The organism is Streptosporangium sp. NPDC049376, assembly GCF_044466505.1.
In the GTDB taxonomy this organism is placed as follows: domain Bacteria; phylum Actinomycetota; class Actinomycetes; order Streptosporangiales; family Streptosporangiaceae; genus Streptosporangium.
In genome coordinates, this window is the sequence record NZ_JBITMT010000012.1 from 129,578 (window position 1) to 146,423 (window position 16,846).

Annotated in this window: 13 protein-coding genes; 4 read left to right on the top strand and 9 right to left on the bottom strand. The window is 70.9% G+C overall.

Features of this window, described 5'->3' with window-relative positions:
- Positions 1-137 precede the first annotated feature (137 nt).
- Genes ACIBVQ_RS27245 through ACIBVQ_RS27255 form a run of 3 tightly spaced genes read right to left on the bottom strand, consistent with a single transcriptional unit; the run spans position 138 to position 5,013 of the window.
- Positions 138-1,529: a VWA domain-containing protein gene (locus tag ACIBVQ_RS27245; protein WP_399180850.1), complete on the bottom strand. Its 1,392-nt coding sequence runs from the start codon at positions 1,527-1,529 to the stop codon at positions 138-140.
- On the bottom strand, positions 1,526-3,616 hold the full coding sequence (locus ACIBVQ_RS27250; RefSeq protein WP_399180852.1) for a tetratricopeptide repeat protein: 2,091 nt from the start codon (positions 3,614-3,616) through the stop codon (positions 1,526-1,528). Before ACIBVQ_RS27250 ends, ACIBVQ_RS27245 begins: the two co-directional genes overlap by 4 nt.
- On the bottom strand, positions 3,613-5,013 hold the full coding sequence (locus ACIBVQ_RS27255; protein ID WP_399180854.1) for a serine protease: 1,401 nt from the start codon (positions 5,011-5,013) through the stop codon (positions 3,613-3,615). Before ACIBVQ_RS27255 ends, ACIBVQ_RS27250 begins: the two co-directional genes overlap by 4 nt.
- A 198-nt stretch (positions 5,014-5,211) precedes the next feature.
- Here ACIBVQ_RS27255 and ACIBVQ_RS27260 point away from each other — a divergent pair, with 198 nt between their 5' ends.
- The 3 genes from ACIBVQ_RS27260 to ACIBVQ_RS27270 are packed head-to-tail and all read left to right on the top strand — an operon-like array spanning position 5,212 to position 7,737.
- The gene (locus ACIBVQ_RS27260; RefSeq protein WP_399180856.1) at positions 5,212-6,408 is read left to right on the top strand and encodes a hypothetical protein; all 1,197 of its coding nucleotides are present in this window, start codon (positions 5,212-5,214) and stop codon (positions 6,406-6,408) included.
- Positions 6,405-7,400 carry a transporter substrate-binding domain-containing protein gene (locus ACIBVQ_RS27265; protein ID WP_352013603.1) on the top strand — a complete coding sequence of 332 codons (996 nt, stop codon included), beginning with the start codon at positions 6,405-6,407 and terminating at the stop codon, positions 7,398-7,400. Before ACIBVQ_RS27260 ends, ACIBVQ_RS27265 begins: the two co-directional genes overlap by 4 nt.
- Positions 7,401-7,410: 10 nt before the next feature.
- Entirely contained in the window at positions 7,411-7,737 is a 327-nt protein-coding gene (locus ACIBVQ_RS27270; RefSeq protein ID WP_362917143.1) for a CU044_2847 family protein, read from the top strand.
- Here the strand turns inward: ACIBVQ_RS27270 and ACIBVQ_RS27275 are convergent.
- From ACIBVQ_RS27275 to ACIBVQ_RS27300, 6 genes are all read right to left on the bottom strand, one after another.
- On the bottom strand, positions 7,697-8,485 hold the full coding sequence (locus tag ACIBVQ_RS27275; protein ID WP_399180858.1) for an ABC transporter ATP-binding protein: 789 nt from the start codon (positions 8,483-8,485) through the stop codon (positions 7,697-7,699). The two genes, ACIBVQ_RS27270 and ACIBVQ_RS27275, sit on opposite strands and share 41 nt — an antisense overlap.
- A gap of 7 nt (positions 8,486-8,492) precedes the next feature.
- The gene (locus ACIBVQ_RS27280) at positions 8,493-9,686 is read right to left on the bottom strand and encodes a FecCD family ABC transporter permease (protein ID WP_399180860.1); all 1,194 of its coding nucleotides are present in this window, start codon (positions 9,684-9,686) and stop codon (positions 8,493-8,495) included.
- A complete protein-coding gene (locus ACIBVQ_RS27285; protein WP_399180862.1) occupies positions 9,683-10,717 on the bottom strand; it encodes an ABC transporter substrate-binding protein in 1,035 nt (344 codons plus the stop codon). Before ACIBVQ_RS27285 ends, ACIBVQ_RS27280 begins: the two co-directional genes overlap by 4 nt.
- Entirely contained in the window at positions 10,714-11,916 is a 1,203-nt protein-coding gene (locus tag ACIBVQ_RS27290) for an MFS transporter (protein ID WP_399180864.1), read from the bottom strand. Before ACIBVQ_RS27290 ends, ACIBVQ_RS27285 begins: the two co-directional genes overlap by 4 nt.
- Entirely contained in the window at positions 11,913-13,088 is a 1,176-nt protein-coding gene (locus tag ACIBVQ_RS27295) for a SagB/ThcOx family dehydrogenase (RefSeq protein WP_386190949.1), read from the bottom strand. The genes ACIBVQ_RS27290 and ACIBVQ_RS27295 overlap by 4 nt, the downstream gene beginning before the upstream one ends.
- Positions 13,089-13,729: 641 nt before the next feature.
- Positions 13,730-14,131: a hypothetical protein gene (locus tag ACIBVQ_RS27300; RefSeq protein ID WP_399180867.1), complete on the bottom strand. Its 402-nt coding sequence runs from the start codon at positions 14,129-14,131 to the stop codon at positions 13,730-13,732.
- A 623-nt stretch (positions 14,132-14,754) separates the two neighbouring features.
- Here ACIBVQ_RS27300 and ACIBVQ_RS27305 point away from each other — a divergent pair.
- Complete coding sequence (locus ACIBVQ_RS27305) at positions 14,755-16,845, top strand: glycosyl hydrolase family 18 protein (protein WP_399180869.1); 2,091 nt, start codon at positions 14,755-14,757, stop codon at positions 16,843-16,845.
- Position 16,846 lies beyond the last annotated feature (1 nt).

The following is a 16,846-nucleotide window of genomic DNA, read 5'->3' on the forward strand; positions in this document are numbered from 1 at the left end:
GAGGAACCGCGCTTCGCCCGTACGGCGTGGCCGGCTGTTCCAGGGCGATCGGCAACCCTGGGACAACGGGGCCGCAGGCTGAGGAACGGCACTTCACCCGTGCGGCGTGGTTGACGGCCCTGGCTCTTGGAAGGGGCTCAGGGGCGGCGGTGGTGGCCGCAGTGGATGCAGAAGTTGGCGGCCGAGGGAGAGGTACGGCCGCATTCGCACTCCCAGGGAGGGCCCGCGGGAACGGCGGCGGGTTCCTCCTCCGGTGCCTGTTCGTAGTGGGACAGGGCCACCTTGACCAGCTGGACGTCGTGGTGGCTCAGGTTGGGGCGGGCCCGGACCCGGCCCTCGTCGAGGTCGAGGATCTCCACGAAACGCTGGAGCTCGTCGAGGGCGCGCTGGTTGCCGCAGCGGGCGGCCAGGCGGACCGCGCGGGCCCACTCGCGCTCGGCCCCGGGCAGGTCGTTCCTGCCGTAGGCGGACAGGCCCGCGTCGACGGCCTGGCTCATGTTGTCCTGGGCCTGGTAGAGCGAGATCGTGTGGCTGGTGAACGCCGAGGCGTCCGGATCCTCGCTCCAGTGGACCATGACGTTGGCGGCGCCACGGCGCTCACCGCCGACCACCGCCTCGACGCGGGCCACGCGCAGGTCGGTGAAGTGCGGGGCGCCCTCGTGGGAGACCTCGAAGCGGAGCTGGTAGTCGCGGGACTCCTCACCCCAGGAGCCGCTGGCCAACTCGAAGACGCGGTCCCCGAGCGCGGTGACGTGCCCGGTGAGGTCGGCCCGCTCGGGATAGACCTGCCTGAGGGAGACCAGCCTGCCGGGCGGGGTGGTGGTGAAGCGCAGCGCCATCTTCGGGGTCACCTTGCCGAGAGCCGCCTCGACCATCCTCCTGAACTCGGCCTCAAGCTCGGCGTCGTCGACCACGGCGTCGGCTGAGCCGCGCAGCACGGTGGCGATCCGCTGCAGGTCGTGGGCCACCCAGTCTTCGCCGATGCCCCGGGCGTCGCAGACGAACTCGCCCTCGCAGGCCGCCAGCGCCCGTTCGAACTCCTCGGAGGACTCGTTGTTCCGGCCGTCGGTCAGCAGGATCGCGTGTCTGAGCGCGTTCGGGTGGGGGGCGAGCAGCCGCCGGGCCTCGGTGAGCCAGGCGCCGATGTTGGTGCCGCCGTTGCAGGTCAGCCTGCGTACGGCCGCCCTGGCGTCGGCCCTGGTGCGCTCGCTCGCCGGGGTCGGCGGGTAGACGGTGCGGGCCTCGTGGTCGCCCGCGACGACGGCGAAGAGCACCCCGTCGGGCAGGACGTCGATCGCCGTCATGGTCGCGCTCACCGCGGCTGCGATCTTCAGACGGCGGCCTTCCGACCTGCGGTTCAGCCCGCCCATGGAGCCGGAGCAGTCGATGACGAGGACCTCGCACCGCTCGGCTCGCTCGGCGGGGCCGTCGAGTCGCTGCCCGGCGACCCTGAGGACGGCGTCGAGTTCGGTCCTCCCGATGGTCAGGACCGGGTCCTGGTCGATGTTCAGCTCGAACCTCAGGGTCACAGCAGGCTCCAGGGGTGTACGGAGTGCGCGAGGTCGACCAGCCTGCCCCGGTCCTGCCAGGTGGTGGCCTGCTCGGCGAGTCTCAGATATGACCGTTCCAGTTCCCGGCGCGCCTCGTCGTCCGGCGCGGAGCGGTCACGCGCCTCCCGGACGGCCGCGGTGAGGCGGTCCCTGACCTTGCCGGTCGGCTCTCCCCCGTCGAGGACCAGCGAGGCCAGCAGCCGGGTCGCCCTTGTCAGGTCGTCGGCGCCGGGGAGGTTCCCGCCGGGCAACTCCTCCGACAGCACGCGTACGGCGGCGACCCGGGCGGCGTCGTGGTGCTGGGCGACCTTCGGCACCCCGTCGAGGACGCCGACCGCGGCCGACCGGTCTCCGGCCCGCACCCGCAGCCTGACCAGCCCGAACGCGGCGTTGGTCTGCGAGCGGTCACGCCGCCACACGACGTCGAAGCCCTCTTCTGCGGCACGGAGGTCGCCCAGGAGTTCCTGGCAGAACGCGCGGGCCAGCTTCGGCGCGGTCTCGCCGGGCAACGCGCCGTAGACACGGTCGAAGCACGACAGCGCCGTGCCGTACTCCTCGCGGGCCAGGGCGAGCAGGCCGTGGTGCCAGGTGACCCGCCAGCCGTCGCCGGACAGGCTGCTCTCTGCCTCGTCGAGTTCGTCGAGTTCGAGGTGGGCGCGGCAGCGGCGCAGCCCGACCTCGGGTGACCGGCGGACCTCGGAGAGCTGGTCGAGCAGGCCACGGGCGGTGGTGTTCCCGATGGACGCCAGCAGGCCCGCCGCCGGGTCGTCGGGGTCGGCCTTGGGGACGGGCAGGCCACGGGCGACGAGGGCGGCGGCCGGGGGGAGACCGAGCAGGGCACCGCTCCGGTCACGGGTCCAGCGTTCGAGCGGGGGGGCGGCGCTCAGGCCGCCGTCGAGGAGTTCGGCGCTCGGCTCGAAGACCGTGGACGACTCGAAGGCCGCCGGGACGTGTTCCGGCTGGAAGGATCTGACCTCGCGCAGCACGCCCCTGAGCTGTTCGAGCATCTCCGCTGCCGAGGCGAAGCGTCGCTCCCAGTCCTGGTGCGAGGCGCGCTGGATCAGCCTCCTGAGCGACTCGACGGCCAGCCCTGTGCGGGACGGGCCGCCGACGCCGAGGAGTTTGTCCAGCGTCCTGCCGACGGCGTAGATGTCCGAGCGCACGGTCAGGCCGCGTTCCCTGATCTCCTTGGCGCTCACCTGGAAGCCGTAGGTGCCCACGATCGGGCTGGACCTGTCGTCGTCGCGCCGGACCCCGCCGATGTCGATGACCTTCATCCGCTCGGGGGTGATGATCACGTTGTCGGGCTTCATGTCGCAGTACAGCAGGCCACGGCCGTGCAGGTAGTCCAGCGCCAGGAGGATCTCGTAGCCGTAGGCGAGGACGTGCTCAGGCTCGGGGCGCGCCTGCCGGTTGGCGAGGACCTCGCCGAGCGACTGGCCGTCGAGATACTCCATGACGATGTAGCCGCCGCGTTCCCCCCGGCTGTCGTCGTGGGTGACGAAGTTGTAGATGCGGACGATGTTGGGGTGGTCCAGCGAGATCAGGAAGCGTCGTTCCGAGACCTCAAGGCTCACCGCGGTCGGGTCGTCGGGCTGGATCAGGCCCTTCAGCGCGACGTAGTTGTCGTTGAGGTGGCGGTCACGGGCCAGGTAGACCCAGCCGAGGCCGCCGTGCGCGATGGGGCCGACGACCTCGTACTGGTCGGCGACGAGCTCGCCCGGCGCCAGGCGTGGTTCGAAGTCGAACGGCGTCTGGCAGGTCGGGCAGAACCCCTTCAGCACGGCGGGCTGCCCGGCGTAGGTGAAGTTGATGAAGTGCCCCTTGCGGCACCTCCGGCTGAACCGGACCCGGCCGGGGTCGGAGATCACCCGGGTCGAGGGGTCCTTCCCCGAGGGGACGGGCACGGAGACCAGCCCGTCGGCGGCCCTGAGCGTCCGGCTCCCGGAGACGGCGGGCAGGGAGACCGGGTCGGCGGGCCGGGAGACCGTACCGGCGGGGAGCCCGCATTCGACGCAGAAACCGTCCTCGTCGATCCGGCCGGAACAGAAGGCGCACGGAGTCATCGGTTCTCCTTCAGCGCGCGGATGTAATGGTCGACCGCCTCGCTCGCCGCGGCGAGGTCACATGGCAGGCTGAAAAGCAGGTGGTGGGCCCGCGTGTATCGTTCGGCCAGAATTCGGTCACGTTCAGAGCGCTCGACGCCCGACCCCAAATGGTAGGCCCTCAGAAGGCTTTTGAGGCTTTTGTACTCGTCGTTGATTCTATCGAGTTCCCTATGAGTCTCAGTGGATTTGCGGAGAAGTTCCCTTGTCTCACTCTCGCATTCCTCAAGATCGGGAAGTGTGGGATTTCTGCGCAGGCTCCTGACCCGCAGTTGCAGGGCGGGGCCGTCGTCCGGCCAGTCGGGGACGGGGGTGACCAGCCGGGCGACCCCGCGGTGCCGTGCCCGCGTCGCCCGCGCCGCCGCCCGTGCCTCGGTGACCCGTACGTCCAGGACCTCAAGCCGCCGGGCCACCGAGGGCTGGTCTAGAATCCTGCGCAGCCGGGCGGACTCCTGCCGCAGCCCGGTGATCACCTGATGACCCGCCTCGGTGAGCGGCCTGATCACCTCCTGCGCGAGGGTCTCCGGGTCGTCCGCCGCGTCCACGGCGTCGAACACGAACATCTGCCGCTCCGAGTGCCGTTCGAGGGCGCGGTGCACCTGCCGGGACACCTCGGCGACGGTCATGCCGGAGACGTCCTCCTCGTGCTGCGCGGGCTCGGCCAGCGAGGTGGAGACCGGCGCGTCCCCGGTGACCACGACCATCGCACCGCCGGAACGGCCGGGCCCGAAGAACTCCCTGATCTGGTCGGTGAAGGAGGGACTGTCGGCGACCATCCCGGCCAGGGCGGGAAGGTGGTGGACGATCGTCTCGACCGGGATCATCCACGCCAGCCCGGCGAGCCCGGGAAACTCGCTGACCACGACACCCAGCACGTCGCCGGTCCGCCCGTCGACCACCGGCGCGCCGCTGAACCCACGGCGGATCTCCCGGTACGGCTCGGCGTCCATCTGGATCCACTCGCCACCGGGACCGGCCCGGCCGCCGAGCCGCGCCCGCACCCACAGGCCGTCGTCGAGGAGGGAGGGAAAACCACGCGTGTAGACCTCGCGGCCCCACAGACCGGGCCGCCGTAACACCGGCCGTCTTTCCAGGGGCGCGGGTGAGGCCAGGTCGAGCAGGGCGAGGTCACCGCGCTGGTCGTCGTCCGCCGGGACCCAGGAGACCACCTTCGCCGTGCCGGGACGCGCACCGGGCTGACCGACGAATTCCGCCACGACCTCCTCGGCGCGGTCGGGAATGACGTGCGCGCACGTCAGAACCGTTTTCTGATCGAGCAGCACCCCCGCTCCCAGGACCTCGCCACCGGCCTGTCGGATTCGTACCCACCAGGTTTCCTCTCCCGGCTCAACTCTCACCGTAAAAGACTACGTAACGGCCGGCATTACGGGGAAGATTTGACTATTGGGGTGGTTACCAGGGTTTCTGGAAGCGCCGAACGCTGGTAGGAAAGCCGAGTTTTGTGGCATTCTTGCCGAAGCCGAAGGTGACCAGCTGTATATACGGAGGTCGGTCACATCAGAGTCAGGCACACCCGGACCAGACTTCTGCTGTACATGATTCTCACCGCGACGACGCTGATCGGTGTCGGCGTCACCGGAACCCTCACCGACAACGCCCTGCAGAGGGCGGGCGGGGAACAGGCCGACATGGCCGCCAGGCTGAGCGACGACGCCCAGGTGATCTACCAGTCGCTCGCCAAGGCCGACACCTCGGCCACCGGGCACTTCCTGGCCGGGACCACGACCCAGGCGACCCTGCGAAAGCGCTACGACGACGCGATCGACCGGATCAGGCGGCGCCTGGCCGACGCGGGCGGCCTGACCGGGGGAGACGTCTCGCGGGCGACCAACGTCGCCGAGATCGCCCTGCAGCTTCCCGTCTACACCGGCCTGGTGGATAGGGCGGGCACGCTGATCGCCCCGGCGAAGGACGAGACGGCCGACCCGGACGAGGCGAGGAAGGCCGTGGGGCCCGCCCTGCTCGGGGCCGCCTACCTGCACGAGGCCAGCTCCTACCTGCGCACGGTGCTGCTGCCCGCCGCCGCGCGGCTCCAGCGTGACGAGACCGACAACCTGCGCGACGCCAAGAGCACCGCGCTGCGCACCTCGGCCGCCCACCTTCTGCTGCTCCTGGCGACGATCGCCGGGCTCGTCCTGACGCAGTGGTCGCTGGCGCGCCGTACGCGGCGGGTGCTCAACCTCGGGCTGCTCGGCGCCACGGTCCTGGTGGCCGTCGTGCTCGGCGCCACCGGCTGGTCGTTGCGCAACTGGCCGGAGACCGACCGGCGGCTCGGCGCCATCGAGACGCGCCTGATCGACCAGCGAAGGCTCGTGGACGCAGAACGCGCGGCGCTGACCGCCTACGCCGACACCTACCTGCTGCTCGGCGGCACCAGCCCGTTCAACTGGGAACAGTCGCTGCGCAACTTCCGGCGGAACGCGCGCTGCGCGGAGCGGGAGACCACCTGGTGCCAGACCTACACCATCTCGATCCACCAGGAGCTGATCGCGGGGAACAACGACGGGGCGGTCGCCGCCGCGCTGCCCGGCGGACGGTTCGCGGCGGCCTTCGAGGTGGTCGACCGGGACAACACCACGAAGCTCGAAGACGGGGCCAGGCAGATCCAGGCGCTGGCCGTACAGGTGCCCTCGGCGCCGTCACGGCTCGGACTCCTGACCGTCGCGCTGTGCTGCTGCGCCGTCCTGTCCGCCGGCCTCGGCTTCTGGCCCAGGATCAGGGAGTACCTGTGAGAAGAGCCGCCGTGACCCTGGCCGCCCTGGTGCTCGCGGCCTCCGGCTGCGCCACGCCGTACCGGCCGCCGCCGATCACCGAGCCGACGCCCGCGGGCGCGATGTTCTCCGTGCCGCAGGAACCCGCGAAAAAGAGGGACGAACCGGACTGCGACCCCCGCTACAGCCTGCCTCCGTCCCCGGTACGGCCCCGCCTGGACCGGCTGAAGGTGGGCGTGTCCCAGTCGACCCCCAGGATGTCGTTCCGCAACCCGAGGACGGGGGAGTTCGAGGGCTTCGAGATCGAGCTGGTGATGGAGGTCGCCAAGGCCCTGTTCGGGTCACAGGCCAGGCAGCGGGTCGACTTCGTCACGGTGCCCTTCTCCGAGGGGGTCAGGCGGCTCAACGACGGGACCATCGACCTCTTCGCCCAGTCGATGACCACGACCTGCAGACGGGCCACGGAGATCGCCTATTCGAGCGACTATCTCGACACCGGCCAGACCATGCTGGTCCGCAGGGGGTCCCCCTACCAACGGGTGGAGGACCTGCGCGGGAAACGGGTGTGCTCCGGGGCCTCGACCGTCTCGATCGACCACGTCAGGCAGCTGGAGGTCGGGCTGGTCCCGGTCGTCGCCGCAGTGACCAGCGACTGCCTGCTGATGCTTGAGCAGGGACAGGCCGAGGCCGTCTCCTCCGACGAGAACATCCTGATCGGCCTCAGGGAGATGAGCGGTGACACCCGGATGCTGCCAGGCACGACCCCGCCGCCCGGAGGCGGCAGGTGCGTCTGGAACGTCAACCCCGTCTGCAGCTGGTTCTCCGACGAACCCCACGGCTTCGCCTTCCGCAAGAGGGACGTCCAGCTGCTGAGGTTCACCAACCACGTCCTGGACGAGCTGCGCGCCGACGGCCGGTGGAAGCGGATCCACGACACCTGGCTGTCCGGCCACCCGGACAAGGGGCCACCTCCGGCCCATTACCTGAAGAACGCGACCGCATGGCCGTACTAGGGGAGATTCTGTGTCCGAGTTGATCAGGTTCGAGACCACCGGTGGCCACATCGTGGTGGAGACGGCCGACGAGGAGGGGGTACGGCGGGTCTCAAGGAAGGGGCTGACGGACGTGGCCCGCCGCTTCGGGGAGGTGCTGGCCGAGGTCGAGGTCGCCGCGGCGGACGCCCTTGAGTCCTTCAGGTCGGGCAGGCTCAGGCCGGACCAGATCGAGATCGAGTTCGGCGTCAAGCTCAACGCCGAGGCCGGGGCGCTGATCGCCAAGACCTCGACCGAGGGTCAGCTCACCGTCAAGCTCACCTGGTCGTCGGGCCCCCCTCCGCGGGACGCAGGATGAGGTGCGGCGCGCCGGATCCGGGGACCGAGGTGACGTGCGCGTCCACGCCGAAGATCTCCCTGATGAGCCGCGGGGTGAGCACCTCGTACGGCGGGCCGTCCGCGACCACGCGTCCCTCGGCCAGGACGTAGACGTGGTCGCAGTAGGCGGCGGCCAGGTTGAGGTCGTGCAGGGCCGCCACGACGGTGGTCTTGGCGGAGGTGACCAGGTCGAGCAGGTCGAACTGGTGGCGCACGTCGAGGTGGTTGGTCGGCTCGTCGAGCACCAGGACGGGCGTCTGCTGGGCCAGGGCACGGGCCAGGAGCACCCGTTGCCGCTCACCCCCCGACAGCGTGGCGTAGCGGCGGCCCGCGAGGTGGGCGACCCCGGTGTGGGTGAGGGCGTCGGCGACGGCGGCGACGTCCCGGTCGGTGTCGGCGGCGAAGGGTCGTTTGTGGGGGGTCCGGCCCATCGCGGCCATCTCCCAGACCGTGACGTCGAAGTCCGAACGGGTCTCCTGGGGCAGCGCGGCGACCAGCTGGGCGGCCCGGCGCGGGGTGAGCGCCCACAGGTCCTCGTCCCCGACGGTGATGCTCCCCCCGGCCAGGGGAAGGTGCCGGTAGACGGCCCGCAGCAGGGTGCTCTTGCCGCTGCCGTTCGGCCCGACGATCCCGACGCGCCCGCCGGAGGGCGCGGTGAGGCTGACGCCGGTGACGACCGGGGTCGTGCCGATGGTGACGCGCACGTCGCGCAGGTGCAGGCTCGTCATCGTGGTCTCACAGTCCTGTGGTCTCGCGGGCCCGGGTGTGCACGAGCCAGAGGAACAGCGGGGCGCCGATGACGCTGGTGACGACCCCGACCGGCAGCTCCTGCGGGTGCAGGGCCGTACGGGCGGCGATGTCCACCAGCACCAGGAAGGCCGCCCCGGCGAGGGCCGCGACGGGCAGCAGCCTGCGGTGGTCGCTGCCGACGAGCAGCCGGGCGGCGTGCGGGACGATCAGGCCGATGAAGCCGACACCCCCGGCCAGCGCGACCATCACCCCGGTGAGCAGGGCGACGAGCAGGAACAGGTGCCGGCGCAGCCGGGCGGCGGGGACGCCGAGACCGGCGGCGGTCTCGTCGCCGAGCAGCAGCGCGTTGAGCGGCCTGGCCTGGGCGAGCAGGGCGGCCATCGTCGCGGCCAGGACGACGGCGGGCAGCCCGAGCGAGGCCCAGTTCGCCTCGGCCAGGCTGCCGAACAGCCAGAACAGCACCGAATGGGTGGTGCCCGGGTCGTCGGCCCGCAACACGAGGAAGCTGGTCACCCCGGACAGCGCGTAGGTGACGGCCATCCCGGACAGGACGAGCCGCAGCGGAGCGAGGGCACCGCCGGTACGGGCCAGGGCGTAGACGACGGCGAAGGAGCCCAGCGCCCCGAGGAAGGCGGCCACCCCGGCCGAGGCCCCGCCGAGCGGCGCGATTCCGGTGACGGTGACCGCGACCGCCCCGACGGCCGCGCCGTAGGTGAGGCCGAGCACGTACGGGTCGGCCAGCGGGTTGCGCACCAACGCCTGGGTCGCGGCGCCGGACACGGCCAGGCCCGCGCCGACCAGCGCGGCCAGCAACGCCCTCGGCAGGCGCAGGTTCCACACCACGGTGTCCTGGCTGACGCTCCACGTGGGCTCGCCCTGGCCGGTCAGGTGCCGCATGAGGACGCGGGCCACCGTGTCGGCGGGTACGGCGACGCTGCCGAGCATGACGGAGGCGGCCAGCCCCACGACGAGCAGCCCGCCCAGCACGGCACAGGCCCCCAGGACGACACGGCGCCGCGGAGGGCGGGGCAGGACGGCGGACCGCTTACCGGGGTGTTCGGCGGAACCCTTGCCCGGACGCTCGCCGAGACGATCGTTGGGGCGTTCGCCCGGGTGTTCCGCGGGACGTTCGTTGGGGTGTTCGCCGGGAGGTCCGGCGGGTCGCGGGGGGCCGCTCATCGGGCCCGGCGCAGTTGCCCGGCGAGTTCGACCACGGCGTCGGCGTTGCGCACCCCGCCGACCGAGGCCGTCTCGTAGACCAGCCGGGCGAAACGCCTCTCGGTCACCGCCCGCACGCCACGCAGCGCCGGGCTGGTGGTCAGGAAGCGTTCGGCCTCGGCGAAGCGGGCCTCGTTCGCGGCGGGGCTTCCCCGGTCGTAGACGATGACCAGGATGACCCGTGGATCCCGGGCCACCACCTCCTCCCAGCCGACCTTGGTGTAGGCCTCGTCCCGGTCACCGAAGACGTTGTGGCCCCCGGCGGTCTCGATGACCGCGTTGACCGCCTGTCTGTTGCCCGGCGCGTACGGCGTCGCGGTCCCCTCGTCGTACTCGAACGGGAACACGCTCAGCCGTTCCGCGTCCCTCACCTCCGCCTCGACCGGGGCGATCTTCCGCCGCATCTCCGCGATGACCCGTTCGGCCCGTTCGGGCACCCGGAAGATCCGGCCGAGGTTCGCGAGGTCCCGCCACACCAGGTCGAAGCCGGTCAGCGGGGCGGTCACCGCCGTCTTGCACGCGGTGGACAGGGCCAGGTAGGACGGGATGCCGTCGGCCGCCAGCTCCGCGCGGGACATGGCCCCGGGGGCGTCGAAGTTGCTGGCGAACCCGCCGAGGACCAGGTCGGGTTCCGCGGCGAGCACCTCCTCCCTCGGCACCGGGCGGTAACCGCCGCCCGCGGTGTACTTGCCGGACAGCGACCGCAGGGCGGCGACCTGCGCGGAGAAGCGTTCCGGCAGGCTGCCGGGGCGGGGCTGCTGCCCGATGGCTGTGACCCGGTCGCCGAGACCGAGCCAGAGCATCAGTTCCAGCACGCTCGGGGTGAGCACGACCACCCGTTCCGGCGGGGCCCCGACGTCCGTCGCGGGGCCACCGCAGCCGGTGACGGTTATCGGGGTCGAGGACACGGCCACCCCACCCCCGGGGGCCGCCGCGCAGCCGGTGGCCAGGAGAACGGCGACCAGGGACCAGCGTGTCAGCACACGCATCATGAGCCTTTCCCGGACGGTTGGAGGGCCGCGGCCCCGGCGGTCGCGACGACGGCGGCCAGTACGGCGAAGCCCGCGGCGGCGGCGAACACCACGGCCGACGAGGTGCCCGCGAGCGCGCCCGCGACGAGGTTGCCCAGCGCCGACCCGGTGAAGGTGGCCGTGATCCCCCAGGCGAAGGCCTCGGTCAGCGTCCCCTCCGGGGCGCACCGGCCGATGAGCTCGAAGTTGCAGATGACCATGGGGGCCAGCAGGAGCCCGGCGGGCACGCAGAGCGCGACCAGCGTGGGGACGTTCGGCGCGAGGGTGAGCAGCCCGACGCCGCAGCCGTACCCGGCGAGGATCACCCGCATCCGCACGGCGGCGTCGGCGCGCCACGACCGCGAGCCGTACAGCAGGCCGCCGATGAGGCTGCCCACGCCGAACGCGGCCAGCGCCAGGCCGCTGGAGGCCGGACCGTCGGAGCGTTCACCGGCGAACTCGACGAACCCGAGCCTGAGCACCCCCAGCAGGGCCCCGGTGAGCACCGAGACCGTGAGCAGCACGACGACGCCCGGCGAGCGCAGCGGCCCGGCCAGGCTCGCCCCCCTGCGGGCCGGGGTCCAGGAACGTGAGGGCGGCAGCGTGCTGAACCACACCGTGCCGCCGAGCAGTACGGCCGCGCAGCCGCCGACGGCCCAGGCGGGCCCGAAGGTCGCGCTGACCACGGTGACCAGCAGCGGCCCGGCGACCAGCGCGACGTCGAGCACCATGGCGTCAACCGCGAGCGCGGTGCGCCGTACCGCGTCGTCGTCGATCACGTGCGACCACAGCGCCCGCGCCGCGGCGGCCACCGGCGGCAGCGAGAGGCCGACCGCCGCCGCCCACCCGGCCAGGGCCCCGGTGGCCGGGCCCAGGTGCGCCGTCACCAGCAGGCCGGTGAAGGCGACCGCGTTGACGCAGGCCGTGGCGGTCAGCGGCCTGGTCTGCCCGAAGCGGTCCACGAGCCTGCCGTGCACCGGGACCCCGGCGGCGTAGGCGACGCCGCCGGCCGCCGTCACCACGCCCGCCGCCGGGTAGGAGCCGGTCCGCTCGGCCGCCAGCAGCAGCACCGCGAAGACGTAGGCCTGCAACGGCACCCGGGCGCACACGCCGACCAGCAGCAGTGACGGCACCCACCGCTGCCGCCACAGCCGCACGTACGCCGTGGCCGGAGCGCTCACCCGGCGGCCGGGTGGCGCTTGACGAGCCGGTTGGGGTCGGTGAGCCCGGCACGGGCGATGCCCTCGGGCATCCCGGTCTCGCCGAGGACGGGGTTCCCGGCGCCGAACATGTACAGCACCCCCTCGGAGAAGCCGTCGACGCCGAGTGCCTCGTCGAGCTCCTCGTCCCGGAAGGCGGCGCTCTGCCAGGCGCCGAGTCCGACGGCGGTCGAGGTCAGCACGAAGGTCTGACCCAGGTGCCCGGCGGACAGCAGCGTCACCCGCAGCGCCCGCGAGTGCCGGTACTTGTACATCGTCCGTTCGAAGACCACGGTGACGAAGCAGACGAACGCCGACGGCGTGCACATCTCCGACTCGTAGGTCACCCGGTGCAGCCGTGCCCGGTCGAAGTCGGGGTCGACGAGTTCGAGCGCGTGCGCCTCGGCGTTGTAGTGGTACAGCCCCGGCGGCACGTCCTGGACGTCGAGAACCGCGACGTAGCCCTCAAGCTCGTGCCTGGCACCCCCGCACGGACTGGTCCGCAGGATCAGCGTGCCCAGGTCACCGGCGTCGTAGAGCTGCATCGGCGCGAAGGTGTAGAACAGCGCCGTGGACAGCTGCGCCAGGCTCACCGGCTCCCCGGTGAACACGCGGTGTGTCCGCCGCCGGGTCAGCACCTGCCCGTACGGCTCCGCCAGCGGCAGGAACGCCCTGGGCAGGTAGACCCGTGGCGCGTCCGGATAGGACTTGAAGACGGCCGGCGGGGGACCGCCGGTGCGCCGTACCCAACCGGCGTCGGCGCGGCGTTGCTCCAGGCTGTCGCCGGTGTAGATCGTGTTCCGGGTGCCGAAGTGGAAGAAGCGTGCCTCCTCCCCCCAGTCACGCCAGGCGTCGAGGAAGCGTTCCTCGCGCTCCTCGGCCCCTCTCTCGACCAGCAGCCCGGCCTCGGCCAGGGCCAGGACCGCCTCGCGCACCGAGTCCTGGTCGAACTCGCCCAGGTCGGAGGCGACCTTCTCGACGGTCGTCCAGTCGGTGAAGTGTTCGAGCAGTTCGACCGCCTGGGCGTTCACGGCGACCGCGTTTTCGGCCTCCTCGTCGGTCGAGCGGCTCTCCAGGTAGTTCTCGGCCGTCAGCTCGCCGTCGTGCCAGTAGATCATCAACGTTCGCGCCCGCCGGAACTCGGTCTGCGTCACGCACGCTCCCTCTCGCTCACCTGCTGCTTCTCCTGCCTCTGACCGGCCGCCATCTCTGACCGGCCGCCGCCTCCGGCCGATCACGGTTCCCGGCCGACCGGTCGCCGTCTCCGACCGGTCGCCGCCGGGAGAGCCCGGCGGCGACCGTCCATGACTGGCTCAGCCCTGTCAGCCGTGGTTGTTCAGCAGGCGGCTGCGGGTCTTCTTCCTGCGGGCCACGATGTCGAGCGTCTTCTTGACCATGGACGATCCTCCTTTCTCCCCGGAGGAGGCATGTGGCCTGTCTCCGGTTCTGGACAGTGGATCTGGACGGTGGACATCCGAGTAGTCGGCCGCCGGGCCCCGATGGTTCCCGCCGATCGCCGGACACCCACCGGCCTGGCAGAAAATCCGCGATAAATGGCTGTTTCTCACCTCGTGACGATGACATTCGAATGTCAAGATCCAGTCAAGGAGATCGTATTCGCGGGCGTGTGGAAAACACGCCGCCCGGCCTGTGTTTCCGGACGGCGCCATGACCACCGGACGGCCGGGGCGTCGCTGTCCCCCGGCCGTCCGGTACCACCGGGGCCCCGCTCCGAAGGTGGCCACACCGGCGACCGAACCTGAGCGTCCCGGGGTGGCCCAGGGGACCATAGGGGTCAGGCGTCCCCCATGGACTCCACGGTCTTCGCGGCCCCGGGAGCACCGGCGGCCCCGGCGGAGGGGAGGCTCAGGCGGTCGGCCACGGTTCTGACGCCTGCGGCCAGGGCCGCGATGAGCAGCAGCAGGAACAGTCGCAGCAGGTCATGGCCGTCGAGGGTGAGTTCGGCCTCGGTGTTGACCAGGAACCCGGTGGCGAGCAGCCACGCCAGGACGGCGGTGGCCAGGGCGGCGGGCCAGCGGGGCGTGCGCAGGGCCTGACCGCCGACGGCGATCGCCATGACCAGCAGCCGCCCGCGGACCTGCCCCGGGGTGAAGAGCAACGACGCGACCGCCGTCGCGGTGACGGTGGCGAACAGGCCACCGGCGAGCGAGAAGCCGATCGGTTCTGAGCGGACCATCGCAACCGCCTTTTCCGCTGGAGATCCCTACTTTCTTCATCAAACTTCTGAACCACCATTTTTCAACCTTTGTCTACGCATCTCCTACGCTTTTCCGGATAATCCGTACAGGTTCCCTACCGGATGGCCATCCGCCACGTCCGGCAAAGGTGTCAGGAAACCGGAATCGGGACTGACCAGATTGTTCTTCCGGCACCCTTTCCCGCATTTTCCCCGACCCGGAAACACCCCCGGCCGCACCGGACGCCGACACCGGGCGAGGAGGCCGTGTGGCACACCGCCGACGGTCACGCTCCGTGACCGTCGGCGGGAGCGATGTCCCCGGGTGTACACGCTTGTTCACCCCCCGCTGATAACGCGGGTCTCCGACTCCAAACGAGCGGTATAAGGCCAGGTCAGAGTGGCTGCTGGGAGATTGTTAAGAAACTTACCGGCGGGAATTGTTAAGAAACTTGACAAAAGATACGGGCTGATCCAACCATTAGGTCACACGCGGATCCGCAACCCGTTCTCCCAACTCTGCGTTGAACCACGCATCAGACACGGCATCGGCCTGCCGGATGCGCCACCCCCCATCCCGGGGCCCACTGGGTCCCGCCTGACTTCTGTTACGGGAGTCTGCAATGCACCTAAGAACATCGCTTCGTGCTGCCCTGGCGGCTGTCACCACCGCCGTCACGGTGCTCGGCGTCACCGCCATGGGCACCACGACCGCGAGCGCCACTCCGGACAAGGCCACCGCCCCCGTCAAGGCCGCAGCCGCAGGCCTGCCCGAGCGGGTCTTCGCCCCCTACTTCGAGGCGTGGACCGGTGAGGACCCGGCGACGCTCTCCCAGCAGTCCGGTGCCAAGCACCTGACCATGGCGTTCCTGCAGGCCGCGACCAAGGGGTCGTGCACGGCCTACTGGAACGGCGACACCAGCATGCCGATCTCGACCTCCACCTTCGGCGCCTCGATCAACAAGATCAGGGCGGCGGGCGGCGACGTCATCCCGTCGTTCGGCGGCTACACGGCCGACAACACCGGCACCGAGATCGCCGACAGCTGCACCAACGTCAACTCGATCGCCGCGGTCTTCCAGAACGTCATCAACACCTACGGCGTCACCCGGATCGACCTCGACATCGAGGACAACTCGCTGACCAACAGCGCCGGAATCGACCGCCGCAACAAGGCGATCAAGCAGGTCCAGGACTGGGCCGCCGCCAACGGCAAGAAGATCGAGTTCGCCTACACCCTGCCCACCACGACCAGCGGTCTGGCCGACAGCGGCCTGGCCGTACTGCGCAATGCGGTGGCGAACAACGCCAAGATCGACATCGTCAACATCATGACGTTCGACTACTACGACAACGCCAGCCACAACATGGCCAACGACACGAAGACGGCGGCCCAGGGCCTGCACGACCAGCTGGCGCAGCTGTACCCGAACAAGACGTCGGACCAGCTGTGGAGAATGATCGGCGTCATCGAGATGATCGGCATCGACGACTTCGGTCCCGCCGAGACGTTCAGGGTCGAAGACGCCGCCCCCGTGCTGAACTGGGCGATCAGCAAGAACCTCGCCTACCTGTCGTTCTGGGCGCTCCAGCGTGACAACGGCGGCTGCCCCGGGACCGCCGGCGCCAACGAGTGCTCCGGCATCGAGCAGAGCACCTGGTACTTCAGCCAGGCCTTCGCTCCGTTCACCAGCGGCAGTCAGAACCCGTCCGACGACTTCTCGGTCGCGGTCTCCCCCGCCTCCGGCTCGGTCAACCCGGGTGAGACGGCGACGACGACGGTCAACACCGCCGTCACCAGCGGCGCGGCGCAGACGGTCAACCTCACGGCCGGCGGGGCCCCCGCCGGTGTGACCGCGACCTTCACCCCCGCCTCGGTCACCGCGGGCGGCTCCTCCTCGCTGAAGCTCGCCACCACCTCGTCGGTGACCCCGGGCGTCTACCCGATCACCGTCACCGGCACGGCGGCCTCCGGCAACCACACCGCGACCTACAACCTCACGGTGAAGGGCACGTCGAACGACGACTACTCGATCTCGCTCTCCCCTGCCTCCGGCTCGGTGATCGTCGGGGACGCGACGACGACGACGGTCAACACCGCCGTCACCAGTGGTTCGGCGCAGACGGTCAACCTCGCCGCGACCGGGCTTCCCGCCGGTGCGACCGCGACCTTCACTCCCGCCTCGGTCACCGCGGGCGGCTCCTCCTCGCTGAAGCTGGCCACCACCGCCTCGGTGAGCCCGGGCACCTACACGGTCACCGTCACGGGAACGGGCGCCTCGGCGACCCACACCGCCACCTACACCCTCACGGTCGGCAGCGCCAACCCCGGTGGCACGGTGGCCAACGGTGACTTCGAGTCGGGCTCGCTCAGCCCCTGGAACTGCCAGTCGGGTGGCACCGTGGTCAGCTCCCCGGCCCACGGCGGCACCCACGCCCTGCAGGTCGCGGCGACGAACAGCCAGACCGGTGAGTGCTCCCAGACGGTGACGCTGACCCCCAACCACAGCTACACGCTGAAGGGCTGGGTCCAGGGCAACTACGCCTTCCTCAACGTCTCCGGCGGCGCGACCGGCAGTGCCTGGGCCTCCTCCGGCGGCTGGAGCCAGGTCTCGGTGCCCTTCACCACCGGTTCCTCCGGCACGGTGAAGATCTCCGTCCACGGCTGGTACGGCCAGGGCAACGTCTACGCCGACGACTTCAGCATCTCCTGAC

Coding starts and splice junctions, on each gene's coding strand:
- ACIBVQ_RS27285 (WP_399180862.1), bottom strand. CDS start 10,717: ATGATGCGTGTGCTGACACGCTGGTCCCTGGTCGCCGTTCTCCTGGCC.
- ACIBVQ_RS27305 (WP_399180869.1), top strand. CDS start 14,755: ATGCACCTAAGAACATCGCTTCGTGCTGCCCTGGCGGCTGTCACCACC.
- ACIBVQ_RS27300 (WP_399180867.1), bottom strand. CDS start 14,131: ATGGTCCGCTCAGAACCGATCGGCTTCTCGCTCGCCGGTGGCCTGTTC.
- ACIBVQ_RS27250 (WP_399180852.1), bottom strand. CDS start 3,616: ATGACTCCGTGCGCCTTCTGTTCCGGCCGGATCGACGAGGACGGTTTC.
- ACIBVQ_RS27260 (WP_399180856.1), top strand. CDS start 5,212: ATGATTCTCACCGCGACGACGCTGATCGGTGTCGGCGTCACCGGAACC.
- ACIBVQ_RS27275 (WP_399180858.1), bottom strand. CDS start 8,485: ATGACGAGCCTGCACCTGCGCGACGTGCGCGTCACCATCGGCACGACC.
- ACIBVQ_RS27280 (WP_399180860.1), bottom strand. CDS start 9,686: ATGAGCGGCCCCCCGCGACCCGCCGGACCTCCCGGCGAACACCCCAAC.